The 26,334-nt window shown below is 67.1% G+C and carries 23 protein-coding genes; 21 read left to right on the top strand and 2 right to left on the bottom strand.

Going from position 1 to position 26,334, the window contains the following annotated elements:
- Window positions 1-40: 40 nt before the first annotated feature.
- The 5 genes from AB4851_RS31945 (at window position 41) to groL (ending at window position 8,870) form a co-directional block, all read left to right on the top strand.
- Window positions 41-3,055, top strand: coding sequence for a beta strand repeat-containing protein (locus AB4851_RS31945; RefSeq protein ID WP_414450249.1), 3,015 nt, complete (start codon window positions 41-43; stop codon window positions 3,053-3,055).
- Between the two features lie 381 nt (window positions 3,056-3,436).
- On the top strand, window positions 3,437-5,158 hold the full coding sequence (dhaL, locus tag AB4851_RS31940; protein WP_414450248.1) for a dihydroxyacetone kinase subunit DhaL: 1,722 nt from the start codon (window positions 3,437-3,439) through the stop codon (window positions 5,156-5,158).
- Window positions 5,159-5,350: 192 nt separating this feature from the next.
- A complete protein-coding gene (gene mnmH / locus AB4851_RS31935; protein WP_414450247.1) occupies window positions 5,351-6,409 on the top strand; it encodes a tRNA 2-selenouridine(34) synthase MnmH in 1,059 nt (352 codons plus the stop codon).
- 472 nt (window positions 6,410-6,881) lie between these two features.
- Window positions 6,882-7,175, top strand: coding sequence for a co-chaperone GroES (locus AB4851_RS31930; RefSeq protein WP_414444073.1), 294 nt, complete (start codon window positions 6,882-6,884; stop codon window positions 7,173-7,175).
- 54 nt (window positions 7,176-7,229) lie between these two features.
- The gene (gene groL / locus AB4851_RS31925) at window positions 7,230-8,870 is read left to right on the top strand and encodes a chaperonin GroEL (RefSeq protein WP_414444074.1); all 1,641 of its coding nucleotides are present in this window, start codon (window positions 7,230-7,232) and stop codon (window positions 8,868-8,870) included.
- 147 nt (window positions 8,871-9,017) lie between these two features.
- On the opposite strand, the gene thiD is transcribed toward groL, so the two are convergent.
- On the bottom strand, window positions 9,018-9,884 hold the full coding sequence (thiD, locus tag AB4851_RS31920) for a bifunctional hydroxymethylpyrimidine kinase/phosphomethylpyrimidine kinase (protein WP_414450246.1): 867 nt from the start codon (window positions 9,882-9,884) through the stop codon (window positions 9,018-9,020).
- A gap of 369 nt (window positions 9,885-10,253) precedes the next feature.
- On the opposite strand from thiD, the gene AB4851_RS31915 reads away from it, so the two are divergent.
- The 8 genes from AB4851_RS31915 (at window position 10,254) to AB4851_RS31880 (ending at window position 17,068) form a co-directional block, all read left to right on the top strand.
- The gene (locus tag AB4851_RS31915; protein ID WP_006400971.1) at window positions 10,254-10,424 is read left to right on the top strand and encodes a rubredoxin; all 171 of its coding nucleotides are present in this window, start codon (window positions 10,254-10,256) and stop codon (window positions 10,422-10,424) included.
- Window positions 10,425-10,550: 126 nt separating this feature from the next.
- Window positions 10,551-11,867, top strand: coding sequence for a hypothetical protein (locus AB4851_RS31910; RefSeq protein WP_414450245.1), 1,317 nt, complete (start codon window positions 10,551-10,553; stop codon window positions 11,865-11,867).
- Between the two features lie 309 nt (window positions 11,868-12,176).
- Window positions 12,177-12,755, top strand: coding sequence for a YqgE/AlgH family protein (locus AB4851_RS31905; RefSeq protein ID WP_414444077.1), 579 nt, complete (start codon window positions 12,177-12,179; stop codon window positions 12,753-12,755).
- A complete protein-coding gene (gene ruvX / locus AB4851_RS31900) occupies window positions 12,752-13,192 on the top strand; it encodes a Holliday junction resolvase RuvX (RefSeq protein WP_414444078.1) in 441 nt (146 codons plus the stop codon). Before AB4851_RS31905 ends, ruvX begins: the two co-directional genes overlap by 4 nt.
- The gene (pyrR, locus tag AB4851_RS31895; RefSeq protein ID WP_414450244.1) at window positions 13,179-13,697 is read left to right on the top strand and encodes a bifunctional pyr operon transcriptional regulator/uracil phosphoribosyltransferase PyrR; all 519 of its coding nucleotides are present in this window, start codon (window positions 13,179-13,181) and stop codon (window positions 13,695-13,697) included. Before ruvX ends, pyrR begins: the two co-directional genes overlap by 14 nt.
- A gap of 72 nt (window positions 13,698-13,769) precedes the next feature.
- A complete protein-coding gene (locus AB4851_RS31890; protein WP_414444080.1) occupies window positions 13,770-14,801 on the top strand; it encodes an aspartate carbamoyltransferase catalytic subunit in 1,032 nt (343 codons plus the stop codon).
- A gap of 88 nt (window positions 14,802-14,889) precedes the next feature.
- The gene (locus tag AB4851_RS31885) at window positions 14,890-16,167 is read left to right on the top strand and encodes a dihydroorotase (protein WP_414450243.1); all 1,278 of its coding nucleotides are present in this window, start codon (window positions 14,890-14,892) and stop codon (window positions 16,165-16,167) included.
- A 13-nt stretch (window positions 16,168-16,180) separates the two neighbouring features.
- A complete protein-coding gene (locus AB4851_RS31880; protein WP_414450242.1) occupies window positions 16,181-17,068 on the top strand; it encodes a lysophospholipid acyltransferase family protein in 888 nt (295 codons plus the stop codon).
- Between the two features lie 104 nt (window positions 17,069-17,172).
- On the opposite strand, the gene AB4851_RS31875 is transcribed toward AB4851_RS31880, so the two are convergent.
- The gene (locus tag AB4851_RS31875; RefSeq protein ID WP_414450241.1) at window positions 17,173-18,024 is read right to left on the bottom strand and encodes a symmetrical bis(5'-nucleosyl)-tetraphosphatase; all 852 of its coding nucleotides are present in this window, start codon (window positions 18,022-18,024) and stop codon (window positions 17,173-17,175) included.
- Between the two features lie 371 nt (window positions 18,025-18,395).
- Here AB4851_RS31875 and rfbB point away from each other — a divergent pair, with 371 nt between their 5' ends.
- Genes rfbB through wbiB form a run of 8 tightly spaced genes read left to right on the top strand, consistent with a single transcriptional unit; the run spans window position 18,396 to window position 26,321 of the window.
- The gene (gene rfbB, locus AB4851_RS31870) at window positions 18,396-19,457 is read left to right on the top strand and encodes a dTDP-glucose 4,6-dehydratase (protein WP_414450240.1); all 1,062 of its coding nucleotides are present in this window, start codon (window positions 18,396-18,398) and stop codon (window positions 19,455-19,457) included.
- 14 nt (window positions 19,458-19,471) lie between these two features.
- Window positions 19,472-20,365 (top strand): glucose-1-phosphate thymidylyltransferase RfbA, encoded by an 894-nt coding sequence (gene rfbA, locus AB4851_RS31865; protein WP_414450239.1) that lies wholly within the window; start codon window positions 19,472-19,474, stop codon window positions 20,363-20,365.
- Complete coding sequence (gene rfbC, locus AB4851_RS31860; RefSeq protein ID WP_414450238.1) at window positions 20,350-20,901, top strand: dTDP-4-dehydrorhamnose 3,5-epimerase; 552 nt, start codon at window positions 20,350-20,352, stop codon at window positions 20,899-20,901. Before rfbA ends, rfbC begins: the two co-directional genes overlap by 16 nt.
- Window positions 20,898-21,794 carry a dTDP-4-dehydrorhamnose reductase gene (gene rfbD, locus AB4851_RS31855; protein ID WP_414450237.1) on the top strand — a complete coding sequence of 299 codons (897 nt, stop codon included), beginning with the start codon at window positions 20,898-20,900 and terminating at the stop codon, window positions 21,792-21,794. Before rfbC ends, rfbD begins: the two co-directional genes overlap by 4 nt.
- 31 nt (window positions 21,795-21,825) lie before the next feature.
- On the top strand, window positions 21,826-22,659 hold the full coding sequence (locus AB4851_RS31850; RefSeq protein ID WP_414450236.1) for an ABC transporter permease: 834 nt from the start codon (window positions 21,826-21,828) through the stop codon (window positions 22,657-22,659).
- On the top strand, window positions 22,649-24,076 hold the full coding sequence (locus AB4851_RS31845) for an ABC transporter ATP-binding protein (RefSeq protein WP_414450235.1): 1,428 nt from the start codon (window positions 22,649-22,651) through the stop codon (window positions 24,074-24,076). The genes AB4851_RS31850 and AB4851_RS31845 overlap by 11 nt, the downstream gene beginning before the upstream one ends.
- A complete protein-coding gene (locus tag AB4851_RS31840; RefSeq protein ID WP_414450234.1) occupies window positions 24,073-25,230 on the top strand; it encodes an acyltransferase family protein in 1,158 nt (385 codons plus the stop codon). Before AB4851_RS31845 ends, AB4851_RS31840 begins: the two co-directional genes overlap by 4 nt.
- Complete coding sequence (wbiB, locus tag AB4851_RS31835) at window positions 25,230-26,321, top strand: dTDP-L-rhamnose 4-epimerase (protein ID WP_414450233.1); 1,092 nt, start codon at window positions 25,230-25,232, stop codon at window positions 26,319-26,321. Before AB4851_RS31840 ends, wbiB begins: the two co-directional genes overlap by 1 nt.
- The last annotated feature ends 13 nt before the right edge of the window (window positions 26,322-26,334 follow it).

Genomic DNA, 26,334 nt, shown 5'->3' with positions numbered 1-26,334 from the left:
GTCATACCCGACGGCAAGACCAACTGACATGGGGTCAACAATGAAACAACACTTCAAGTTGTCGAGCATCGCGCTTTCGGCGCTGACGGCATTCGGTATCGCAGCGGCGCAGCCCGCAATGGCCGACGCCGGCACGATCGTCAGCGATCTGGGGGCCAATCTGAATCTGGGCAGCTCGCTGAACGCGAGCGGGGCGACGCTGGGCGGCACCGGCAGCCTGGCGGGCTCGTCGCTCGGCGTGAGCGCGGCGATCAATGCGATCGACGGCGTCGCGCTGACGGTGACGGCGAACGGCGCGAAAGTGATCGATCTGGCGCTCGGCAATGTCGTCGGGCCGCTCAAGACTTCGCTCGGCGGGCTCGCCAGCACGGTCGGCGCGCTGGCGCAGAACACGCCGCTATCGGGCGTCGTCTCGGGTTTGCAGACGGCGTTGCAGAACCCGACCGGTGCGTTGTCCGGCATCGTCGGCACCGCGAGCGGTGCGCTGTCGAGCGGCGCCGCGGCGCTGGCCAACGGCGCGGGCGCGTTGGCGACCGGCATCCACTCGGCGGCGGGCACGGCGGCCGGTGCGCTGTCGAACGGGCTGGGCGCGGCGTCGGGGGCGTTGTCGTCGGGCGCGGGTGCGCTGGCCGGTGGTGTGTCGAGCGGGTTGGGCAAGGCATCGGGGGCGCTGGCTTCGGGCGCTGGTGTGCTGGCCGGTGGACTTGGCTCGGCGGCGGGCGGCTTGCAGGCGGTGGGCGGCACGGTCGTGACGGGGCTGTCGACGGGGCTTGGCACCGCGACGGGCGGGCTGAAGTCGGTGGCAGGGACGGTCGCGGGCGGGTTGTCGAACGGGGCAGGGGCGTTGGCGGGTGGCCTTGGTGCGGCGACGGGTGGTTTGAATACGGTGGCCGGTACGGTCGCGGGTGGGTTGTCGAACGGTGCGGGCGCGCTGGCCGGCGGCCTTGGTGCGGCGACGGGTGCGTTGTCGTCGGGTGCGGGTGCGCTGGCAGGTGGGCTTGGTGCAGCGGCTGGCGGGTTGCAGTCGGTGGCCGGGACGGTTGCGGGCGGGTTGTCGAACGGGGCGGGGGCGTTGGCTGGCGGCCTTGGTGCGGCGACGGGTGGTTTGAATACGGTGGCCGGGACGGTTGCGGGTGGGTTGTCGAACGGTGCGGGCGCGCTGGCCGGCGGCCTTGGTGCGGCGGCGGGCGGGTTGAACACCGTGGGCGGCACGGTCGCGAGTGGCCTGGCGAACGGCGCAGGCGCCCTGGCGGGCGGCGTATCGAGCGGCCTCGGCACGGCGTCGGGTGCATTGGCCTCGGGCGCGGGTGCACTGGCAGGTGGTCTCGGTACGGTGTCGGGTGCGTTGTCATCGGGAGCCGGTGCATTGGCCGGCGGCCTCGGTGCGGCGGCGGGCGGGTTGAACACCGTGGGCGGCACGGTCGCGAGTGGCCTGGCGAACGGCCTCGGCACGGCGTCGGGCGCGTTGGCCTCGGGCGCGGGTGCGCTGGCAGGCGGCCTCGGTGCGGCGGCAGGCGGCCTGAACGGCGCGGCTGGCACGGTCGCGAGCGGCTTGCAGAACGGCCTCGGCGCAGCCACGGGCGCACTGTCGAGCGGTGCGGGAGCACTGGCTGGCGGCCTGGGCTCGGTGGCTGGTGGTCTCGGCTCGGCGGCGAGCGGCCTGAACGGTGCAGCCAGCACGGTCGCGAGCAGCCTGCAAAACGGCCTCGGCGCAGCCACGGGCGCATTGTCGAGCGGTGCGGGTGCACTGGCCGGTGGTCTCGGCTCGGCGGCGAGCGGCCTGAACGGCGCGGCTGGCACGGTCGCGAGCGGCCTGCAAAACGGCCTCGGCGCAGCCACGGGCGCACTGTCGAGCGGTGCGGGTGCACTGGCCGGCGGCCTGGGCTCGGTGGCTGGTGGTCTCGGCTCGGTGGCGGGTGGCCTGAACGGTGCAGCCAGCACGGTTGCAAGCGGTTTGCAGAACGGCCTCGGTGCGGCCTCGGGCGCGTTGTCGAGCGGTGCGGGTGCGCTGGCTGGTGGTCTTGGTTCGGCGGCGGGTGGTTTGAACACGGTGGCAGGCACGGTCGCAAGCGGCCTGCAGACCGGCCTCGGCACAGCCACGGGCGCACTGTCGAACGGCGCGGGCGCGCTGGCCGGCGGCTTGAGCTCGGCCGCAGGCGGTCTGTCGACGGTGGCCGGCACGGCATCCGGCGCACTGTCGAGCGGAGCCGGCGCGTTGGCCGGCGGCCTCGGTACCGGCGCAACGGCCCTGTCGGGCGCGCTCGGCTCGGGCGCGAATGCCCTGTCGGGCGGCGTGCAGGCCGTGGCGAGCGGCCTCGGCACCGGTGCCACCGCCGTCACGGGCCTGGTCGGCAGCATCAATCCGGCCACGGCGGTCACCGGCGTCCTGAACGCCGCGACCTCGGGCCTGGGCAACGCGGCCGGCACGCTGACGGGCGCGCTTTCGTCGGTGCCGACGGCCGCCGTGACCGGCGTGGTCAACGCCGCGTCGTCGGGCCTGTCGTCGACGGTCAACGGCGTCGGGACGGTGGCGAGTTCGATCGCCAGCACCGGCCCGGCCGCCGTGACGGGCGTCGTCAACGCGGTCACCGGCGTGGTTGCCGGCAACCCGATCGCGCCGATCACGTCGCTGGTCGGCAACCTGTCGGGCGCGCTGCCGGTGTCCACGGTGACGGGTGCGGCCACCACGGTCGCGAACACGCTCACGGGCGGCCTGTCGACGGCTGCCCAGACGGGCCTGGCCACCACCACGGCGCTGGGCGCGGCCGGCTCGACGCTCGCGTCGACCACCGGCGCCACGCTCGGCAACCTGGCGACCTCGGGCGCGACGGCGCTCGGCACGGTGGCGTCGACCGGCGTCACGACGGTCGGTGCGGTGGGCAACGTGGTGACGCAGACGGTCGGCGCCGTCGGCGCGGCGCTGCCGGGTGTGGCGATCACGCCGTCGTCGGGCGCGTCGGGCACATCCGGCTCGTCGGCGAGCGCGGGCACGCTGCTCTCGCCGGTGACCTCGCTCGTCACGACGCTGGCCGGCGCGGCGCTGCCGCGCAAGTAAGCCGACGCGCTGCGGCGCGCGGCATCGGCGGGTCAGGCTGTCCGGCAACGGCGCGCCTGGCCGCGCCCCCGGCCAACCGGGCCGGATCGCAGGCGGTACGACCTTCGTGTCGTACCGCCTTTTTTTGTGGCACGGCCGCCTTCGCCGGCCCGCTTGCCCCGAATCGAATCCTCGCGGGAACTCGCCCGCGACGCGCGGTCGAACCGGCTTGCAGCATCCCGTACACGACGGGCACGTCGGCAGCCGAGGCAATCACCCAGGCCAGGTCTTATAGTGAAGCCCACCCGCGCCCCGCCATGCCGGCGACGCGTGGCGCCGGACCACCGGCCGCCGATTCCGGAGACGACCGGGAGCCCCGCTCCCAGACAGAGGACCTGCCGAATGAAAAAACTGATCAACGATGTCGAACGCGTGGTGCCCGACCTGCTGAACGGGCTGGTCGCGCTGAATCCCCATCTGGCCTTGCTGGCCGGCCGGACCATCGTGGTGCGCGCCGATGCGGCCGAGGCCGCGTCGCGCGGCGAGGTCGCGCTGGTGTCGGGCGGCGGCGCGGGGCACGAGCCCGCGCACGCGGGCTACGTGGGCGCCGGCATGCTCAGTGCGGCGGTGGCCGGCGAGGTGTTCACGTCGCCGTCGGTGGACGCGGTGCTCGATGCGATTCGCGCCGTGGGCGGCCCGGCGGGCGTGCTGTTGATCGTCAAGCACTACACGGGCGACCGGCTCAACTTCGGGCTGGCCGCCGAGATCGCGCGCGCCGAGGGCATCGAGGTCGAGACGGTGATCGTCTCCGACGACGTGGCGCTGGCCGCGCGCGGCGACCACGCCGGGCGGCGCGGCCTGGCCGGCACGGTGCTGGTTCACCGCGTGGCCGGCGCGGCGGCGGCGGCCGGGCTGCCGCTTGCCGAGGTCGCGCGGCACGCCCGCGAGACGGCCGAGGCGCTCGGCACGATGGGCGTGGCCTTGTCGGCATGCACGGTGCCGGCCGCCGGCACGCCCGGCTTCACGCTCGGCGAGCGCGAGATCGAATGGGGGCTCGGCATCCACGGCGAGGCCGGCGTCGAGCGCGCCGAACTCGAATCGGCCGATGCGGTGGCGTCGCGCCTGATCGCCCGCATCGCCGACGATCTCGCGCTCGACGCCGGCGCGCGCGTCGCGCTGCTCGTCAACAACCTCGGCGGCACGCCGCCGGGCGAGCTCGACATCGTCGCCGACGCGGCGCTGCGCGCGCTGGCCGCACGCGGCCTCGTGGCCGAACGCGCCTGGGCCGGCACGTTCCTCAGCGCGCTCGACATGGCCGGCATTTCGCTGACGCTGCTGCGCGTCGACGATGCGCGCCTCGCCTGGCTCGACGCGCCCACCGAGGCGGCCGCCTGGCCCGCCCGCGCGGGCCGCGTCGCGCCGCAGGAAAGCCGCCCGGTGCCGGCCGCGCCCGGCGCGGGCCGCAACCTCGGCGGCGACGGCCCGCGGCTCGCCGCCGACGCCACGCTGCGGCGCGTGATCGACGCCGTTTGCGTCAGGCTGCACGCATCGGAAGCGACGCTGACCGAGATGGATCAGCGCGTCGGCGATGGCGATCTCGGCATCAGCCTGTCGCGCGCCGCGCAGGCGATCGAAGCCGAGGCGGGCGGCTGGCCCGACGCGTCGCGGCCGGCCGCGGTGCTGCGCGCGATGTCGGCCACCATCCGGCGCGCCGTGGGCGGCACCTCCGGCCCGCTCTACGCGGCGATGCTGATGCGCGCGGCGGCGGCGCTCGATGGCGCGGCGAAGCCCGATGCGTCGGCCTGGGCCGAGGCGTTCGCGGCCGGTGTCGACGGGGTGTGCGAGATCGGCGGCGCGCGGCCTGGCGAGCGCACCATGATCGATGCGCTCGATCCGGCCGCGCGCGCGTTGCGTACCGCGCTCGACGCGACCGGCGGCGATCTGCGCCAGGCGCTCGATGCATCGGCCGCTGCAGCCGCCGAAGGCGCGGCCGGTACCGCCACGCTGATGCCGCGGCGCGGCCGGTCGAGCTATCTCGGCGAGCGCGCGCTCGGCCATCCCGATCCGGGCGCGCATGCGGTCGCGCTGTGGCTGGCCGCGATCCGCGACGCGCTGCGCGACTGAGCCGGCCGCCGTCAATCGACCGGCTGGCCGCATCGGCGCCCCGCCCGAAGCCGGGCGGGGCCGCGAGCGCCGCTCGAGATCGAGCGCATCGCTGCGATGGACGATCACTTTGCCGTTGCCCGGGCCGCCCCCGGCCCGCGTGCGATAATCCGCGCCTGTCTGTCCCGCCTGTGCCTCGCGCACCCGCCTGCCGTGAATCCCTTTCTTGTTCCGCTGTCCCGCGTCGACGAATTCGACGAGATCATCGACGTGCGTACGCCGCTCGAATACGCGGAAGACCACATCCCCGGTGCGTTGAACGCGCCCGTACTCAGCAACGATCAGCGCGTGGTGATCGGCACGATGTACAAGCAGGTGTCGCCGCACGAGGCGACGCGCCTCGGCGCGGCCTGGGTCGCGCGCAACATCGCGGAGCACCTCGAAACCACCTTCGCCGACCGGCCGCTCAACTGGCGTCCGCTGATCTATTGCTGGCGTGGCGGCAAGCGCTCCGGCTCGATGACGTCGTGGTTCAACCTGATCGGCTGGCGCGCCCGGCAACTCGACGGCGGCTACAAGACCTATCGCCGCTGGGTCGTCGACGAGCTCGACGTGCTGCCCGCGCGGTTCCGCTACATCGTGTTGACGGGCCGTACCGGCAGCGGCAAGACCCAATTGCTCGGCGCGCTCGGCCGGGCCGGCGCACAAATCGTCGATCTGGAGCGGCTGGCGGTGCATCGGGGCTCGCTGCTCGGTGCGCTGCCGGGGGCGGCGCAGCCCACGCAGAAGGGTTTCGATACGGCGCTGGTGCTGGCGCTGCGCGCGCTCGATCCGGCGCGGCCGGTGTTCGTCGAGGCGGAGAGCCGCAAGATCGGGCAGATCACGCTGCCCGACACGATGCTGGCCGGCATGCACGCGGCGCGCTGCGTGGCCGTCGAAACGGCGCGCGACGCGCGCGTGGCGCTGCTGTTGCGCGATTACGGCCATCTGTTCGACGACCCCGCCGCGTTCATGCAGCAGCTCGCGCGGCTGACCGAGCTGCACGGCCACGCGCGCATCCGCGACTGGCAGGCGCTGGCCGAGGCCGGCGCGCGCGACGTGCTGTTCGAATCGCTGATCGACCTGCACTACGACCCCGCCTATGCGCGCAGCAGCCGCGCTTCGTTCCGGCAACTGGCCGGCGCCCCCGCGTTCGCGTTCCGGCCGATGGCGGACGAGGCCGATCAGGCGGCCCAGGCGCAGGCCCTGTTGGCGCAGCTGGGGGAGGCCTGAGCCGTGACCCGTTGCGCACCGTTGCCGGGAACTCCCGGCGCTCGCCCGGACTCCATGCTGGCGTCGCGGTCACGTTGAGGTTCACGCCGCTGTCGCGAGCGCGGCCTATCGTCTGCGGGCAGCACGTCGCGCCGAGCGCGATCCGGGCCGACGAATCGCCGGTCGCGGGCCGGATCGCAGCCGGCTGCCAGGGTGCCAACGCGTGCCAAAAGCGCGGGCGCACGGTACGGCAGATTGTTTTTTATGCACCCGTTTTCTAGGGAAATTCGATCAAGCGATTGAATTAAAAGGAAAAGATCGAATCGAGGGTAAACGGAAGCCGGTAAAAAACCTTTCCCTTCCGTCCTTGAATTTGTCAAACCTCGTCCATATAATTAGCACTCGCTGCACGAGAGTGCTAACAACTTCGCCGCCGGGCGACAGCCCGACGGCATCCCTCAGTGTTACTTCAGTTTCTCAAAGAGGAGTGAAAATGAACCTTCGTCCTTTGCACGATCGCGTGATCGTCAAACGCCTGGATCAAGAAACCAAGACGGCCTCGGGCATCGTGATCCCCGAAGCAGCGGCTGAAAAGCCGGATCAAGGCGAAGTGCTGGCGATCGGCCCGGGCAAGCGCGACGACAAGGGCGCTCCGATCGCGCTCGACGTGAAGGTCGGCGATCGCGTCCTGTTCGGCAAGTACGCGGGCCAAGCCGTCAAGGTCGACGGCAAGGAAGTGCTCGTGATGCGCGAAGAAGACATCATGGCCGTGGTCAACGCAGCGTAAGCCTGCGAATACGCTACTCAGCGATCCCATTCCAGAGAATTCAAGGAGTAAAAGATGGCAGCTAAAGACGTCGTATTCGGCGATTCCGCCCGTTCCAAAATGGTTGAAGGCGTGAACATCCTGGCCAACGCGGTCAAGGTCACGCTGGGCCCGAAGGGCCGCAACGTGGTGCTCGAGCGTTCGTTCGGCGGCCCGACGGTCACGAAGGACGGCGTGTCGGTCGCCAAGGAAATCGAGCTGAAGGACAAGCTCCAGAACATGGGCGCGCAAATGGTCAAGGAAGTCGCTTCCAAGACCAGCGACAACGCCGGCGACGGCACGACGACGGCAACCGTCCTCGCGCAATCGATCGTTCGCGAAGGCATGAAGTACGTCGCATCGGGCATGAACCCGATGGACCTGAAGCGCGGCATCGACAAGGCCGTCGCGGCAGCCGTGGAAGAGCTGAAGAAGATCAGCAAGCCCTGCACGACGAACAAGGAAATCGCACAGGTCGGCTCGATCTCGGCGAACAGCGATTCGTCGATCGGCGATCGCATCGCTGAAGCGATGGACAAGGTCGGCAAGGAAGGCGTCATCACCGTCGAAGACGGCAAGTCGCTGGCCGACGAGCTGGACGTCGTCGAAGGCATGCAATTCGACCGCGGCTACCTGTCGCCGTACTTCATCAACAACCCGGACAAGCAAGTCGCCGTCCTCGACAACCCGTTCGTGCTGCTGCACGACAAGAAGGTGTCGAACATCCGTGACCTGCTGCCGGTCCTGGAACAAGTCGCGAAGGCTGGCCGTCCGCTGCTGATCATCGCTGAAGACGTCGAAGGCGAAGCACTCGCCACGCTGGTGGTCAACAACATCCGCGGCATCCTGAAGACCGTCGCCGTCAAGGCTCCGGGCTTCGGCGACCGTCGCAAGGCCATGCTGGAAGACATCGCGATCCTGACCGGCGGTCAAGTGGTGGCGGAAGAAACCGGCCTGACGCTCGAGAAGGCAACGCTGGCCGAACTGGGCCAAGCCAAGCGTATCGAAGTGGGCAAGGAAAACACGACGATCATCGACGGCGCAGGCGAAGCCGTGAACATCGAAGCACGCGTGAAGCAAGTGCGCGCGCAAATCGAAGAAGCGACGTCGGACTACGACCGTGAAAAGCTGCAAGAGCGCGTTGCCAAGCTGGCAGGCGGCGTGGCAGTGATCAAGGTCGGCGCTGCGACCGAAGTCGAAATGAAGGAAAAGAAGGCACGTGTCGAAGACGCACTGCACGCAACGCGCGCAGCTGTGGAAGAAGGCATCGTGGCTGGTGGCGGCGTCGCGCTGATCCGCGCTCGCACCGCGATCACGGCACTGACCGGCCTGAACGCCGATCAAAACGCCGGTATCAAGATCGTGCTGCGCGCGATGGAAGAGCCGCTGCGTCAGATCGTCACGAACGGTGGTGAAGAAGCCAGCGTCGTGGTGGCAGCCGTTGCAGCCGGTACGGGCAACTACGGCTACAACGCCGCAACGGGCGAATACGTCGACATGGTCGAAGCCGGTGTGGTCGACCCGACCAAGGTCACGCGTACGGCGCTGCAAAACGCAGCATCGGTCGCCGGCCTGCTGCTGACGACGGACGCTGCCGTTGCCGAACTGCCGAAGGAAGATGCCCCGATGGCTGGCGGCATGCCGGGCGGCATGGGCGGCATGGGCATGGACATGTAATCGACTTCGGTCGATTGCACGACGGGCGCGCAGCGATGCGCGTCCCGCCCCGCAAAACGAAAAACCCGCAGCGATGCGGGTTTTTTGTCGTTTACAGCGCGGAAAAGCCGGGGCGGCCTGCGCCCCGCCGGCGTGCGTTCAATGCATTCAGTGACGCGATGCGCCGTAAGGCGGCGTGGCCGGTGCCGCCGGGGCGGCCGGCGTGTCGTCCTCGTTGCTGCGCGCCCAGAAGAAACGGTCGGGCACCCAGGCGCCCATGCCGGGCCGGAACGCGTCGCGCGCGGCCTGGTACAGGTATTCCTGCGCCTCGCGCACGGCTTCGGGCGGCTCCTGGCCATTGGCCAGCAGCGCCGCGATGGCCGAGGCGAGCGTGTCGGTCACGCCCATCAGCCGGTTCGGCGTGCGTTCCCAGAGATCCTGCCGGATCTGGCCTTCCTCGCCGTACAACGTGTTGACGAGCCGGTGCGTGCCGGTTTCGGTGGCGAGGATGTACTCGCAGCCCTGCGACAGCAGATGCGCGATCGCCGTGTCGAGGTTCGGCGCTTCCGCGTCGCCGTCGGGCTGCGCGAGCGCGATCAGCGTGGCGTGATCGGCCACCAGCAGCGTGGTTTGCGGGGCGAGCAGATCGGCAATCGATTCGCGCAGGTCGTCGGCGGCGAGCACATGCTCGTCGTCGAGCGTGAAGTCGGGCGCCAGCACGAGCGGCACGCCGTCGTAGTCGGCCACGACCTCGGCGATCGCGCTGACCACTTCGGCGCGGGCCGTGGCGCCGATCTTGAACGCGGCGACGGGCATGTCCTCGAGCAGCATCCGGGCCTGCGCGACGACGGTGTCCGGATCGAGGCCGGTCACCTCGTCACAGGAAGCCGAATCGCGGACCGTGTAGCCGGTCAGCACCGACGTGCCGTGACAGCCCATGCTCGCCAGCGTCAGCAAATCCGCCTGCAGGCCGGAGCCGCCGGTGGGATCGAACAAGCCGAAGGTGAGGACGATCGGAGGGGCGTTGCTGGACATGAAAAATCGGGGAAAGAGAGAACGATCGGGCGGCGCACCACACGGGTGCGCCTTGCCGGTCATTATGCGTTGGAAACTTGCGCAAGACGTGGTTTTTTTAACCGAATGCAATATCTGGCGGGCGTTTGCGGCGGGTTGCCGCGCATCGGTTCGGGTCGCGGCGGGCTGCGCGCGCATGGGTGCCGCGCGATATCGTCGGCTGCGGCGAATCGCGCTTGCCTGCACGATTTTGCCCGGATGAGCGTGCCGGGATCGAGGCGCAACGGGTTGGGCGCGGGTCGTCTGGAAACCACGATGCTAGGCAGGGCGGCCGTCGGCACGTTACCATCACGTCTCCCCAAAATTGGTTTTTTCCCTGCGCGGCAAACGATGGAATACAAAAGCTGGATGTGCCTGATCTGCGGTTGGATCTACGACGAAGAAGCGGGCTTGCCCGACGAGGGCATTGCCCCGGGTACGCGTTGGGAGGACGTGCCGATCAACTGGACGTGCCCGGAATGCGGCGCGCGCAAGGAAGATTTCGAGATGGTCCAGATCTGACCGATCTCGCGAAGCAGGTGTCTCGGCCCGACTGCCGGCGCGTCTGACGCGGCGCCGGCAGCGCGGGCCGGCCGCGCGGCAGGCCCGCGTGGCGCTTCAGCCCAAGCGTCGACGGTTGCGTGCCCCATGAGCCTACTGTCTCCGACCGTAATACCGATGCCCGATGCGCTGCCGAACCCCCGCGGCGGCGCGGTGCTGCTTGCCGAGGCCACGCTGGCGGAAGCCAGCACGGCCTCGGGCGAGGCGCTGCTGCGTGCACTGCGCACCGTGGCGGCTGCCTTGCGCGATGCCGGCTGGCTGGCGGCGGCGCGCTATGCCGATGCGCTGGTCGCGGCTGCGCCCGTTGCGACGCCGCCCGCTGGCGGGCTGCCGAACGACGGGTTCCGGTCGGCCTTGCGCGATTTCCGCTGGGCCATCGCCCGCCGTAACCTGCGCGAGCTGGCCTGTTCGCCGGCGCTCCACGCACATCACGATGCCTTGCGGCGGCTGGCCGCCGTCGAAGGCGCGGCGCCGGTTGCGGCCGCGCCGGTCGACTGGCTCGCGCTGGCCGGACGGCCGGTGCCGCCCGCGCGGCTGGCGGCGATCCCGGCCGACCGTCTCGCGCATCTGCGCGCCGGCTACGAAGCCGCCTTGCTGGTGGTGTTGCGCGAACCCGACGCACCGCCGGCCGCGGCGCTCGATACGCTCGATACCTGTTTCGCGGCGCTGTCCGGCGCTGATGCCTACGACTATTGGCGGCTCGCCGGTGCCTGCCTGCGCGCCTTGCGCGGTGCGCCGGGGCCGGTACTGCGGCGCTGGCTGGCGCGCGGCAACCTGCTGCTGCGCGAGCAGATGAATGGGGCGGAGGTCGCCGGCCCGGCGCAGGTGCGCGAAACGCTGGCGCTCGTCTGGCGCGATTTCGCGCTGTACGGTGCGGCGGCCGAGGATGCCGCCGAGGTCGAGTTGCTCAATGATTACGGGCTGACGGTCGACTGGCATGTGGCCGGCTCACAGGCATCGGAGATGCTCTGGGAAGTCGATGCGGCGCGCGCCGAGGCCGACGCCCTGCGTGACGCGGCGGCGGTTCGCCAACTCGGCCTGGTCACGGTCAACGGACACGCCTACGAGGATTTCCTGCAGACGGCCGACGCGTCGATGGCCGACCTGACCGTCACGCCGGCCACGGCCGACGCCTCGCAGGCCTGGCGGGCAGCAGGCGCCGCCTTTCGCGTCGGCGCGGCCGCCGCGGCGCTCGGCCTGGGCCAGACGGCGCTGATGGCCGATGCGCTCGCGCTCGGCTGGCGCCGCATCATGCACGGCCACACCCCGGCCGATGGCGGCGCGGCCTTGTCGGCCGGCTCGGACGGTTTGCGCGCCGCGCTCTACAAGATCGCCGCCGGGGTTGCGCCGCCCGACCTGTTCGCGGCGCGCGAGGCGCTGGCCGCCGCGCTCGAATCGGCCTGAGCGTGCGCGCCGGGCAGGGCGTTTTCGATCGTTCCCCATCTGCGGTATCGGGTGAGTGCGCGGTTGCGAGCGTGGGGGAAACGCAGCGGCAACGCCGGCCCCATTGCCCGATTCGCCGCACAGCGCCGCGCGCCGGCACGCCGTCGCCGCCGTTTGTTGGCCCATCGCGAACGATCGCCCGATGCGCCTGCATCGCGCCACGCCACGCCCGCCGGTCCGCCTCGCGCGCGTGATAGAGTGCGACGTGATCTGTCATATCGATTCTTGCGGCGCCCGTTGCGCGGCAAGGTCTTTGCTAAAATTCAAACCATGCCAAAGAGTTCCGATCGCATCAATCTCACCAACCAGTTCCTGATCGCGATGCCGAGCATGTCCGATCCGACGTTCTCTGGCACGGTGGTCTATCTTTGCGATCACAGCGAGCGCGGCGCGCTCGGCCTGGTCATCAATCGTCCGACCGACATCGATCTCGAGGCGCTGTTCAAACGCATCGACCTCAAGCTGGAAATCGAACCGCTGTTGCATATCCCCGTCTATTTCGGTGGCCCGGTGCAGACCGAGCGCGGCTTCGTGCTGCACGAGCCGGTGGAAGGCAGCAGCTACAGCTCGTCCATGTCGGTCGAGGGCGGGCTGGAAATGACCACCTCGAAGGACGTGCTCGAAGCCGTGGCCTCGGGCCAGGGCCCGAAGCGTTTCCTGCTCACGCTCGGCCATGCCGGCTGGGGCGCGGGCCAGCTCGAGGACGAAATCTCGAAGAACGGCTGGCTGACCGTGGACGCCGATCCGCGCATCGTGTTCGATACGCCCGCCGAGGAGCGCTTCGAGGCCGCGCTCGGCCTGCTCGGCGTGTCGTCGACGATGCTCTCGGGCGAGGCGGGCCACGCATGAGCGGTGCGTCCGCGCGTGAAGCCACGCTGCTCGCGTTCGATTACGGCGAAAAGCGCATCGGCGTGGCCGTCGGCAATACGCTGACGCGCACGGCGCGTGCGCTTGTCATCGTTCCCAACCTGAATCGCGAGTATCGTTTCCAGGCCGTCGGCGAGCTGCTCGCCGAATGGCGGCCGGACGCGCTCGTGGTCGGCCTGCCGCTGCACCCCGACGGCACGCCCCACGAGATGACGCAGCAGGCGAAGCGCTTCGGCAATCAGCTGAACGGCCGCTTCAACCTGCCCGTGAGCTGGATCGACGAGCGTTATTCGTCGGTCGAGGCCCGTGCGAGCCTGCGCGCGCGCGGCGCGAAGGCCGACGCCATCGACGCCGAAGCCGCGCGCGTGATCCTTCAACACTACCTCGACCAGTTGCCCGATCATCATGAGTTCCATTGACGCCGAAGCGCTCTATCTCACGCTGCTCGACCAGATCCGCGGTGCCTACGGCGAGGCCGCGTTCGCGGCGGCCGACGGCCCCGTGCTCGCCGGCATCCACAGCGGCGGCGCGTGGCTGGCCGAACGTCTCGCGCGCGATCTGAATGCGCCGGGCTTCGGCGTGATCAATGTCGCGCTGCACCGCGACGATTACGCGAAAAAGGGCCTGCACAGCCAGGCCAGCCCGACCTCGCTGCCGTTCGACGTGGACGGCCGCCGGATCCTGCTGGTCGACGACGTGCTGTCCACGGGCCGCACCGTGCGCGCCGCGCTGAACGAGCTGTACGATTACGGCCGCCCGGCCGCCGTCGAACTGGCCGTGCTGGCCGACCGCGGCGGCCGCGAGCTGCCGGTGGCGGCGCGCTTCCTGGGCGGCACGCTGGACGTGGCGCCCGACGCCACGCTGGTGCTCACGCACGACGACGCCCTGCAGTTCACTTTCGATCTCGAGGCGCGCACGCACTGAGCGAGCCTCACCCGGCGCCCGCGCCCCAGAGCGCGCGGGCGCTGCCCGCAACACGTTGGAATCACGCACATCATGACGAGCGACACTTCCGGCCGCACCGGCGCACCCGCCGCGGCCGCACCTGCCGAACGCTTTCGCCACGGCTTCCTGAAGGGCAACCCGCAGCTCACGAAAAACGGCGAGCTCAAGCATCTGCTGTCGATCGAGGGCTTGCCCACCTCGATCGTCACGCACATCCTCGACACGGCCGAGCGGTTCGTCAGCGTGACCGATCGCGAAGTGAAGAAGGTGCCGCTGCTGCGCGGCAAATCGGTGTTCAACCTGTTCTTCGAGAACTCGACGCGCACCCGCACCACCTTCGAGATCGCCGCGACGCGCCTGTCGGCCGACGTGCTGAACCTGAACATCAACGCCTCGTCCACCAGCAAGGGCGAATCGCTGCTCGACACGATCAACAACCTGTCGGCGATGCACGCCGACCTGTTCGTCGTGCGTCACGCATCGAGCGGCGCGCCCTACCTGATCGCCGAGCACTGCGCGCCGCACGTGCACGTGATCAATGCCGGTGACGGCCGCCATGCGCACCCGACGCAGGGCCTGCTGGACATGTACACGATCCGCCACTACAAGCGCGATTTCACGAACCTGCGCGTGGCGATCGTCGGCGACATCCTGCACTCGCGCGTGGCGCGCTCCGACATCCATGCGCTGACCACGCTCGGGGTGCCCGAGATCCGCGCGATCGGCCCGCGCACGCTGTTGCCGGGCGGGCTCGAGCAGATGGGCGTGAAGGTCTATCACAACCTCGACGAAGGCCTGAAGGGGGTGGACGTGATCATCATGCTGCGCCTGCAGAACGAGCGCATGAGCGGCGCGCTGCTGCCGTCCGCGCAGGAATACTTCAAGAGCTGGGGCCTCACGCCCGAGCGTCTCGCGCTGGCCGCGCCCGACGCCATCGTGATGCACCCGGGGCCGATGAATCGCGGCGTCGAAATCGACTCGCAGGTGGCCGACGGCCCCCAATCGGTGATTCTCAATCAGGTGACGTTCGGCATCGCGGTCCGGATGGCCGTGATGGGCATCGTCGCGGGCAACAGCGACTGACGCGGCCCGGCCGGCGGGGCCGCGCCATCGCGGCGCCGCGATGGCCGGCCTTCGCACTCAACGCATCCAACGCATTTACAGGCAGCGCATGAAGATTCATATCAAGGGCGGCACGCTGATCGATCCGGTCGCCGGCACCGAACAACAGGCCGACGTGTACGTCGCGGCCGGCAAGGTGGTCGCGATCGGCGCGGCGCCGGCCGATTTCCACGCGGCGAAGACCATCGACGCGAGCGGCAAGCTGGTCGCGCCGGGCTTCGTCGATTTGTCCGCGCGACTGCGCGAACCGGGCTACGAACACAAGGCCACGCTCGAATCGGAGATGGCCGCGGCCGTCGCCGGCGGCGTGACGAGCCTGGTCTGCCCGCCCGACACCGATCCGGTGCTCGACGAGCCGGGCCTCGTCGAGATGCTGAAGTTCCGCGCGAGCAAGCTGCATCAGGCGCACGTCTATCCGCTGGGCGCGCTGACCGTCGGCCTGAAGGGCGAGGTCATCACCGAGATGGTCGAGTTGACCGAATCGGGCTGCATCGGCTTCACGCAGGCCGATTCGCCGATTCGCGACACGCAGGTGCTGTTGCGTGCGCTGCAGTATGCGAAAACCTACGATTTCACGGTGTGGCTGCGCCCGGTCGATGCGTTCCTCGCCAAGGGCGGGGTGGCGGCCAGCGGGCCGGTCGCGTCGCGGCTCGGGCTGTCGGGCGTGCCGGTGTCGGCCGAGACGATCGCGTTGCACACGCTGTTCGAGCTGGTGCGCGTGACTGGCGCGCGCGTGCACGTCGCGCGCCTGTCGTCGGCGGCCGGCATCGAGCTGATGCGCGGGGCCAAGGCCGAAGGGCTGCCGATCACCTGCGACGTCAGCGCCAATCACCTGCATCTGATCGACATCGACATCGGCTATTTCGACGCGCAGTTCCGCCTCGATCCGCCGTTGCGCGCCGAGCGCGATCGCGCGGCGATCCGCGCCGGCGTGGCCGACGGCACGATCGACGCGATCTGCTCCGATCACACCCCGGTGGACGACGACGAAAAGCTGCTGCCGTTCGCGGAAGCCACGCCCGGTTCGACCGGCCTGGAGCTGTTGCTGTCGCTCACCGTGAAGTGGGCCAACGAGGCGAAGCTGCCGCTCGCGCTCGCGCTGAACCGCATCACGGCCGGCGCGGCCGACGTGCTGCAATTGCCGGCCGGCCGCATCACGGTGGGCGGCGTGGCCGACATCGTGGTGTTCGATCCGGCCGCGCACTGGCAGGTCGAGCCGCGCGTGCTCAAGAGCCAGGGCCACAACACGCCGTTCCTCGGCTACGAACTGCCGGCCCGCGTGCTGGCCACGATCGTGGCCGGCCAGGTGGCGTTCGAGCGTCGCTGACCGGAGCCTGCCCATGAAAGCGTTGCGCAAAGCGCGCCTGATCCTGCATCTGCTGCGCGGCATGGCGACCATCGCCTTGCTGTTCGGGCGCGTGAGCCCGGCCCGCAAGCAGGCGCTCACGCGCGACTGGACCGTGAAGATGCTGGGCTTGTGCGGCTTGCGGCTGGTGGTGCATCACGACGAGGCGCGGCTCGATTCGCGCGCGCTGGTGGTCGGCAACCACGTGTCGTGGCTCGACATCTACGTGATCAACGCGTGGCGGCCGACGCCGTTCGTCTCGAAGGCCGAGGTGCGGCAATGGCCGGTGGTGGGCTGGCTCGCCGAGAAGCTCGGCACCGTGTTCCTCAAGCGCGAGAAGCGCAGCGAGGCGCTGCGGATCATGCAGGAGCTGGCGCAGCGGCTGAATGGCGGCGAACTGATGTGCGTGTTTCCCGAAGGCACCACCTCGAACGGGCTCGACCTGCTGCCGTTCCACGCGAACCTGCTTCAGGCCGCGGTCGAGGCCGGGTGCCCGGTGCAGCCGGTGTGCATCATGTACGAGGACGGGCAGGGGCGGCAGTCGCTGGCACCGGCCTACACCGGCAAGATGTCGCTCGGGCGCTCGCTCGACCGGGTTCTGAGCGATCGGCCGCTGGTGGCGCATCTGTACGTGGGCAAGCCGATCGAGGCCGGCCCCGACCGGCGCGAGCTGTCGGCGCTCGCGCGGGCGTCCGTGATGGCGGCGCTGACCGAAATGCAGGCCGCTTCCGGCAAGCCGACAGCCGAAGCGCTGGCCTTGCTGGCGCAGGACGAACTGCCGCCGGAAGGCAGCGAGGGCGCCGATGCCGCCGCCGAGGCGCAGGCCGCAACCGTGGTGGCCGCCGCGCCCGACGCCGAGACGGCTGCGCGACGCGACGCCTGATCGTTGCTTCGATCGGATCGATCACGGACAACAGGCCGCGCCGGATACCGGCGCGGCCTGTGTCGTTTCCGCGGGGCGCAATCCTGCACCCGTTCAAGCGCCGTTCAGCGTTTGCCGACTTGGCAATGCGCGCAACTGACCTGCGTGACGCGCCGCGCGGCCGGATCGTCGGCCAGCGCGACGGCCGATAGCTGATTGCCCCACACGCAGCCCGAGTCGAGCGCGACCAGCCGCTCGCGCAGCATCAGCCCGTTCGCGGCCCAGTGACCGAACACGACGGTCGTGTCGGCGGTGCGCCGGCCCGGCACGTCGAACCACGGCAGATACCCGTCCGGTGCCGATTCCGGGCCGCCGTTGCCGCGAAACTCCATCGCGCCGTCGGGTGTGCAGAAGCGGATTCGCGTGAACGCGTTGAATGCCACGCGCAGCCGCTCTGTCTTGGTCAGCCCGTCCTTCCAGCGATTCGGCTCGTTGCCGTAGAACGTGCGCAGCGTGTCCTGCCAGTCCGGCGCACGCAGCGCGCGCTGCAATTCGTCGGCCAGTTCGAGCGCCAGCGTCACATCCCATTGCGGCAGCACGCCCGCATGCACCATCAGCTTGCCGCTGTCGTAATGCGCGAACGGCAGGTGGCGAACCCAATCGAGCAGTTCGCCGGCATCGGGCGCATCGAGGATCTCGGCGAGCGTGTCGCCCGACTTGAGCTGACGGATACCGGCCGCGGCGGCCAACAGGTGCAGATCGTGATTGCCGAGCACGGCCACCCGCCGTTCGCCGAGCGCGATCACGGCGCGCAGCGTGGCGAGCGACGCCGGACCGCGGTTGACGAGATCGCCGGCGAACCAGAGCGGGGTATCGGCGGCGGGCGACAGGCGGGACAGCAATTCGAGGAATGGGGCATGGCAGCCCTGGAGGTCGCCGAACGCGATGGGCGCGGCTGGACCGGACACGTAGGTCATTGCTTGGAAACGAGGTGACGGTTTGACGATTCTTGACTGACTTGCGACAGACGGTATCACAAGTCGGTCGACCCCTCGACAGGCCGGAGTCGCGAGTGGAATTTGCGCAGATTCGACTTATTTTGAGATGATTCAACGAGAAAAATGCGCTCGTTTCGACGTTTGTCAAGCTGTTGCAAGTTGTTAGTGGCGTGTTTTTTGGCATGACACAGGCCTTATAATTGCTGCCCTATGCGGTATGTGGCCTACAGCACGGCCATGAGCCAGAGAACTACAGATACTCGCGATTCACGGCGCGCATTCCGAGGGGTCGAATGCGGACTTTCCGCATTTTCGGCCAATCCAGACTCCGTTTTCGACAAGGGATTCCCATGATATTGGTGACGGGCGGTGCCGGTTTTATCGGCGCCAATTTCGTGCTCGACTGGTTCGCGCAATCGGGCGAGCCGGTGGTGAATGTCGACAAGCTGACCTACGCCGGCAACCTCGGCACCCTGAAGTCGCTGCAGGACAATCCGAACCATATCTTCGCCCGCGTCGACATTTGCGACCGCGAGGCGATCGACGCGCTGCTGGCCGAGCATCGTCCGCGCGCGGTGCTGCACTTCGCGGCCGAAAGCCACGTCGACCGCTCGATCCACGGCCCGGCCGATTTCGTGCAGACCAACGTGGTCGGCACCTTCACGATGCTCGAGGCGACGCGCCAGTACTGGAACACGCTCGATGCCGAGGCCAAGGCCGCGTTCCGCTTCCTGCACGTCTCGACGGACGAGGTGTTCGGTTCGCTGTCGGCCACCGATCCGCAGTTTTCCGAAACCACGCCGTACACGCCGAACAGCCCGTACTCGGCCACCAAGGCCGGCTCCGATCACCTGGTGCGCGCCTATTTCCACACGTACGGGCTGCCGGTGCTGACCACCAACTGCTCGAACAACTACGGCCCGTATCAATTCCCCGAAAAGCTGATCCCGCTGATCATCGCCAACGCGCTGGCCGGCAAGCCGCTGCCGGTGTACGGCGACGGCCAGAACGTGCGCGACTGGCTGTACGTCGGCGATCACTGTTCGGCGATCCGCGAAGTGCTCGCGCGCGGCCTGCCCGGCGAGACATACAACGTCGGCGGCTGGAACGAGAAGAAGAACCTCGATGTCGTGCATGTACTGTGCGATTTGCTCGACGAGCAGAAGCCGAAGGCGAGCGGCTCGTACCGCGAGCAGATCACGTTCGTGACCGATCGCCCCGGCCACGACCGCCGCTACGCGATCGACGCGCGCAAGCTCGAACGCGAACTCGGCTGGAAGCCGGCCGAAACCTTCGAAACCGGCATGGCGAAGACGGTGCGCTGGTATCTCGACAATCAGGCGTGGGCTGCCGAAGTGGCTTCGGGCGAGTACCGCAAGTGGGTCGAGATGAACTACGCGCAACGCGCTTGACGAGGAGCGAAGCGATGGCACGCAAGGGCATCATTCTGGCCGGCGGTTCCGGCACGCGGCTGTATCCGATCACGCACGCGGTGTCGAAGCAACTGCTGCCCGTGTACGACAAGCCGATGATCTATTACCCGCTGTCGACGTTGATGATCGCCGGCATCCGCGAGGTGCTGATCATCTCCACGCCGCAGGACACGCCGCGTTTCGAGGCGATGCTCGGCGACGGCTCGCAGTGGGGCATGAACCTCCGGTACGCGGTGCAGCCGTCGCCCGATGGTCTCGCGCAGGCGTTCGTCATCGGCAAGGAGTTCGTCGGCAACGATCCGTCGGCGTTGATCCTCGGCGACAACATTTTCTACGGGCACGATCTGGCGAAGCAGCTCGAAGGCGCCAATACACGGCAAGCCGGCGCCACGGTGTTTGCCTACCACGTGCACGATCCGGAGCGCTACGGCGTGGTGGAATTCGACAAGTCGTTCCGCGCGCTGTCGATCGAGGAAAAGCCGGTGAAGCCGCGCTCGAACTACGCCGTGACGGGCCTGTATTTCTACGACAACCGGGTGTGCGACATCGCGGCCGATATCAAGCCGTCGCCGCGAGGCGAGCTGGAAATCACCGATGTGAATTCGCGCTACCTTGAAGATGGCGCATTGAACGTCGAGATCATGGGCCGCGGCTATGCCTGGCTCGATACCGGTACGCACGATTCGCTGATCGAGGCAGCCAGCTTCATCGCGACGCTGCAGAAGCGTCAGGGGCTCGTGGTGGCTTGCCCGGAAGAGATCGCGTATCGCCGACAGTGGATCGATGCCGAGCAATTGATGAAGCTCGCTCAGCCGCTGGCCAAGAACGGCTACGGTCAGTACCTCAAAAACCTTCTTACGGATCATGTGGCATGGCCATCCAGGTAACAGCAACGGCGCTTCCCGAAGTCAAGATCATTGAGCCGAAAGTGTTCGGCGACGCACGTGGCTACTTTTACGAAAGCTTCACGGCGCGTGAATTCGATGCGCAGGTCGAGGCGGGCGTCCAGTTCGTGCAGGACAATCATTCGCGTTCGGCGAAAGGCGTACTGCGTGGCCTGCATTATCAGATCGAGCATGCTCAAGGCAAACTCGTGCGCGTGGTCGAGGGCTCCGTATTCGACGTGGCCGTCGATATCCGCAAGCAATCGCCGAATTTCGGGAGGTGGGTGGGCGTCGTGCTGTCGGACGAGAACCATCGGCAACTGTGGGTGCCGCCCGGTTTCGCACACGGTTTCGTCGTGCTGTCGGACGCTGCGCAGTTCCTCTACAAGACAACCGACTACTGGTTCCCCGAGTTCGAGCGCAGCATCATCTGGAACGATCCGGAGATCGGCATCGAATGGCCGATCGATGGCGAACCGCAACTGGCCGCCAAGGATATTGCCGGCAAGCGTTTGAGCGAAGCCGAGGTCTACGCATGAAGATCGTTGTCACCGGTGCAAGCGGGCAGGTCGGCTGGGAGTTGTCTCGCAGCCTGTCCGTGCTCGGGCAGGTGGTTGCGCTCGGCCGCGATGGCGCGGATTTGACGCGTCCTGACAGCCTCGTGCGCATGGTCGACGACCAGCGGCCGGACGTGCTGATCAATGCTGCGGCCTATACCGCCGTCGATGCCGCCGAAGCCGATGTGGCAGGCGCGAACACGGTCAATTCGGAAGCGGTCGGCGTGATGGCCGAAGCGATGAAACGCGTAGGTGGCCTGTTCGTGCACTATTCGACCGATTATGTGTTCGATGGCACCAAGACCGCGCCGTACGTCGAGTCGGATCCGACTTGTCCGGTTAACGTCTACGGATCGAGCAAGCTCGACGGCGAGCGCGCGATTGCTGAAGCAGGCGGCGATTGGCTCACGTTCCGCACGACCTGGGTGTTCGCTGCGCGCGGCAAGAATTTCTTGCGGACGATGTTGCGGCTGGGCGCGCAGCGCGAGGAGTTGAGCGTGGTGGCCGATCAATTCGGCGCCCCGACCTGGGCGCGCTCGATCGCGGACGGTACCGCCCAGGCAGTTGCAGTGGCGATGCACGAGCGCCAGGCTGGCACATTCGAATCGGCGCTCTATCACATGACGTCGTCGGGCCGGACGTCCTGGCACGGCTTTGCCGAGGCCGTATTTGATGCATGGCGCAGCGCGCCGGGCGCAACGTCTCTGGCCATCAAGACGGTTCTGCCGATCCCGGCCAGCGCGTATCCGGTGCCGGCGCAGCGCCCTGCCAATTCGTCGCTTTCGAACCTTGCGCTGAAGACCCGTTTTGGCGTCGAACTGCCCGACTGGCGATATGCTGTCGAGCTGTGTGTCAAAGATTTGTTGCCTCAATGAAACCAGGAAAGAAGCGAGACAGCTTCCAACAATGCCGATAATCAGAGCATTTCTCACCACGCCCCACAGCCTCTTCGGCTCGATCGCACGTAACGCCCCGCTCATCTGGCAAATGACGAAGCGCGAAGTCGTCGGCCGCTATCGCGGCTCGATGTTCGGCCTGGCATGGTCGTTCTTCAATCCGCTGTTGATGCTCGCGGTCTATTCGTTCGTCTTCTCGTTCGTCTTCAAGTCGCGATGGGGGGCGGGCGGGGTCGATCAGGATCGCGCGCAGTTCGCCATGATGCTGTTCGTCGGCATGACGATCCACGGATTGTTCGCGGAATGCGTCAACCGTGCGCCTACGTTGATTCTGAATAATCCGAGCTATGTGAAGAAGATCGTATTTCCGCTGGAAATACTGCCGATCGTCGCGTTGCTGTCGGCGTTCTTCCACACGCTCGTGAGCCTCGTGGTGTTGTTGGCCGGTTTCGCGATTTTCCGGCATTTCATTTTCGCGACGGCGCTGTATCTGCCGCTCGTATTGCTGCCGCTGATGCTGCTGTCTTTAGGGGTTGCCTGGTTCCTGGCGGCAACCGGTGTTTTCGTACGAGACGTTGGGCAGATTACCGGCTTGTTCACCATGGTGCTGATGTTCCTGTCGCCGGTTTTTTATCCGGCGTCGGCTTTGCCGGAAAAGTATCGCTTCTGGCTTGAACTGAATCCGTTGACGCTGTTCATCGAGCAATCGCGGGCCGTCTTGCTGGCCGGTCAGGCGCCGGATTTTGCCTCGCTGGGCGTGGCGGTGCTGGGCGGTGCGGTGGTTGCCTGCGCCGGCTTCAAGTATTTCCAACTGATGCGCAAGGGGTTTGCCGATGTTCTCTGAATCGTCGGCGATCGCTGTCGAGCGCGTCAGCAAACATTTTCGCGTATTCGCCCGGCCGGCCGACCGGCTCAAGGCTGCGTTGCGCCATCGTCTGGGCGGCATGGCGAAGCTGTTGCCGGCGCGGCTGCTCGGCAGCGAAGGGCCGAGCGAATTTCACGCCTTGCAGAACGTGTCGTTTCGGGTGCAAAAGGGCGAGACGATCGGCATCATCGGGCGCAACGGCTCGGGAAAGTCGACGCTGCTGCAGATCATCTGCGGAACCTTGACGCCGTCGGAAGGGCAGGTCGTGATACAGGGGCGGGTTGCCGCACTGCTCGAACTCGGCGCCGGCTTCAACCCCGAGTTCACCGGGCGCGAAAACGTGTTCATGAATGCCGCCCTGCTTGGGTTGTCGAAGGCGCAAATCGAAGAGCGGCTCGACGACATCCTCGCGTTCGCCGATATCGGCAATTTCGTCGATCAGCCCGTCAAGACCTATTCGAGCGGTATGTATGTGCGGCTCGCTTTCGCGGTCATCGCGCACGTCGACGCCGATGTGCTGGTGATCGACGAAGCCCTGGCGGTCGGCGACGCGTTTTTCACGCAGAAGTGCATGCGCTTCCTGCGCGCGTTCATGGAGAGTGGGACGATCCTGTTCGTCAGTCACGATACGAACGCCGTGGTCAATCTGTGCACGCGTGTTGTCTGGCTCGACAAGGGGCAGGTGCGTGCGGTCGGCCCCTCGAAGGACGTATGCGATGCCTATCTCGAGGCGTTCTACGACGAACAGCACCAGACATCGGGCCGAGCCGGGCGGTCGACCGAGCGCAGCCAGGTCGTGCGTACGATCTCCGAAGGCGATGTGCGCGATCAGCGCGCGGAGCTCGTCAATGCCTCGGCCTTGCGCAATGACATCGAACTGTTTCAGTTCAACCATGACGCCAAGCATTTCGGATTGGGCGGCGCGGCGATCGAGTACGCGCGCGTGGAGGATTCGACGGGCGGGCCGCTGAACTGGGTCGTCGGCGGTGAGTTGGTGTGCATCTGCGTCGGTGTCAGGGCGTTGCAGGATCTCTCTCGTGCGATTGTCGGGTTTATCGTCCGCGATCGGCTCGGGCAGAATCTGTTTGGTGACAACACCTACCTCACGACGCTGCAGGAGCCGTTCTCCGTGGCGGCGGGCGAGCACTTCACCGTACGCTTCCTGTTCCGGATGCCGGTGTTGCCGGTCGGCGATTACGCGGTGAGCATCGCGATTGCCGATGGCTCGCAAGCAGAGCATGTGGTTCACCAATGGCTACATGATGCGGTGTTGCTCAAATCGCATTCGACCAGTGTCAGCACGGGATTGATCGGCATTCCGATGCATGAAATCACACTCGAGCGCGATGCGTCGGAAGAATCAAAAGACTCCAAAGATTCAGAGGCAAAGGCATGACATTCGAAGCTCCGTTCACGGCCTCGCAGCGCCTGTCGAATCATGACAATGCGTTCGGCCTGCTGCGCCTTATCTTCGCCACCCTGGTGCTCTGGGACCACGCGTTCCCACTGGGCGGTTTCGGATCGGACCCGATGTGGCGCTTGACGCAGGGCCAGGATTCGATGGGGGGCATTTGCGTATCGGGTTTTTTCGCAATCAGCGGTTTCCTCATTGCAAAGAGCGGCATGCACGCAGACCTGATGCAGTTCGCGTGGCGGCGGTGTGTGCGGATTTTTCCGGCGTATTGGGCGGTGTTGATCGTCACGGCGCTGGGCGTGGGGCCCGTCATTCACTATATCGAGATGGGGACGCTGCAGGGCTACTGGACTCACGGTGTGGGCGGCGCGTTCGGATATCTCACGAACAACTGGCGACTGTCGATCGGCCAGTACGGCATCAACAACCTGCTGCGCGATACCACACCGTATGGTCAGTCGATTTCCGAGAGCGTCTTCAACGGATCGATCTGGACCTTGGTCTACGAAGCGAAGTGTTACGTGATGATCGGCGTGTTTGCGGTGTTTGGACTCCTGACCGAGCATCGCCGGGTCCTGCTGGCTGCCACACTGGTTTCCTGGCTCGTGCTGGCGGTGCAGACGATTGATCCGGCGATGTCGGCGAAACTCGTGCATTGGGCCGGCGATCCCCACCTCGTGCAATACGGTACGATTTTTCTGATCGGTTCGAGTGCAGCGGTATGTTCGAAAACCTTGCCGATTTCCGACAAGCTCGGTGCGTTTGCGCTGGCTGTCTATCTGTTGTCGCTGTTCAAGGGGGGCTATCTGCTGCTCGGGTATCCTGCCATGGTGTACACGATTCTGTGGCTCGCTTGCCGGTTGCCGCAGTGGGCGCGACGGATCGGCTCGAAGAACGATTATTCGTATGGCATCTACGTGTTCGGATTTTTGGTGCAGCAGTTGCTGGCGTACGTAGGCGCCTATCTGCATGGGTTTGTATTCTTCTTGGCGGCATCTGTCGTCCTGACCTATGTGTGCGCATGGTTCAGTTGGCATCTGGTCGAGAAGCGCGCGCTTGAGTTGAAAAATTGGGGGCCGGGCCAGGGATGGAAGTTATTTCGGGCCAGATTCGGTATGAAAAAAGAGGGAGTGTGATGAGCGACGTAAACGTAAGCCGGGTGGACGGCAAGAAGATCCTCGTGACGGGTGGTGCGGGTTTTATCGGTTGTGCGATTTCCAAACGTCTCGCGCCGCTCGCGTCGCGCTATGTGGTCATGGACAACCTGCATCCACAGATTCACGCGCAGGCGGTGCGTCCGGCTGCACTCGATGTCAATGCGGAACTTGTCGTGGCCGACGTGACGGATGCACAGGCATGGGATGTGTTGCTGGCGGATTTTCATCCCGACATCGTTATCCATCTCGCTGCCGAAACCGGTACGGGCCAGTCGCTGACCGAAGCGAGCCGGCATGCGCTCGTCAACGTGGTCGGCACGACGCGCCTCACCGATGCGCTGGTCCGACACGGCGTCAGTGTTGAGCACATCCTGCTGACCAGCAGCCGCGCGATCTATGGCGAAGGCGCCTGGCAGAAAGAAGACGGCACGGTGGTCTATCCGGGGCAACGCGGGCGTGCACAGCTGGAGGCTGCGCAGTGGGATTTCCCGGGCTTGACGATGCAGCCGTCGCGCGCCGATCGGACCGAGCCGCGCCCCACCAGTGTTTATGGCGCGACCAAACTGACCCAGGAGCACGCGCTGTCGGCCTGGACGCTGGCGACCAAGACGCCGTTGACGGTTTTGCGCTTGCAGAACGTCTATGGCCCTGGCCAGTCGCTGACCAATTCCTACACCGGCATCGTTGCGCTTTTCTCGCGGCTGGCGCGTGAAAAGAAGGTCATCCCGCTCTACGAGGACGGCCATGTGACGCGCGATTTCGTCAGCATCGACGATGTGGCGGATGCCATTGTGGCCGGGTTGGCGCGTGAGCCGGCTCCGCTGTCCGTGTTCGACATCGGCTCCGGTGAGGCCACGAGCATCCTGGAGATGGCGCGCGTGGTGGCCGCGCATTACGGTGCGCCCGAACCGCAGGTCAATGGTGCATTCCGCGACGGCGACGTACGACATGCGGCTTGCGATCTGAGTGAATCGCTGACGCATCTCGCCTGGGAGCCGCAGTGGTCGTTGAAACGCGGCATCGATGCATTACAGAGCTGGATCGCAGAAGAACTCAATCGAAAGAACTAATCCCCATCACAGA

Source organism: Burkholderia sp. 22PA0099, assembly GCF_047497165.1.
GTDB lineage: Bacteria > Pseudomonadota > Gammaproteobacteria > Burkholderiales > Burkholderiaceae > Burkholderia.
The sequence above is the reverse complement of the archived record's forward strand: the minus strand, read 5'-3'. Positions and strand labels throughout refer to the sequence as shown.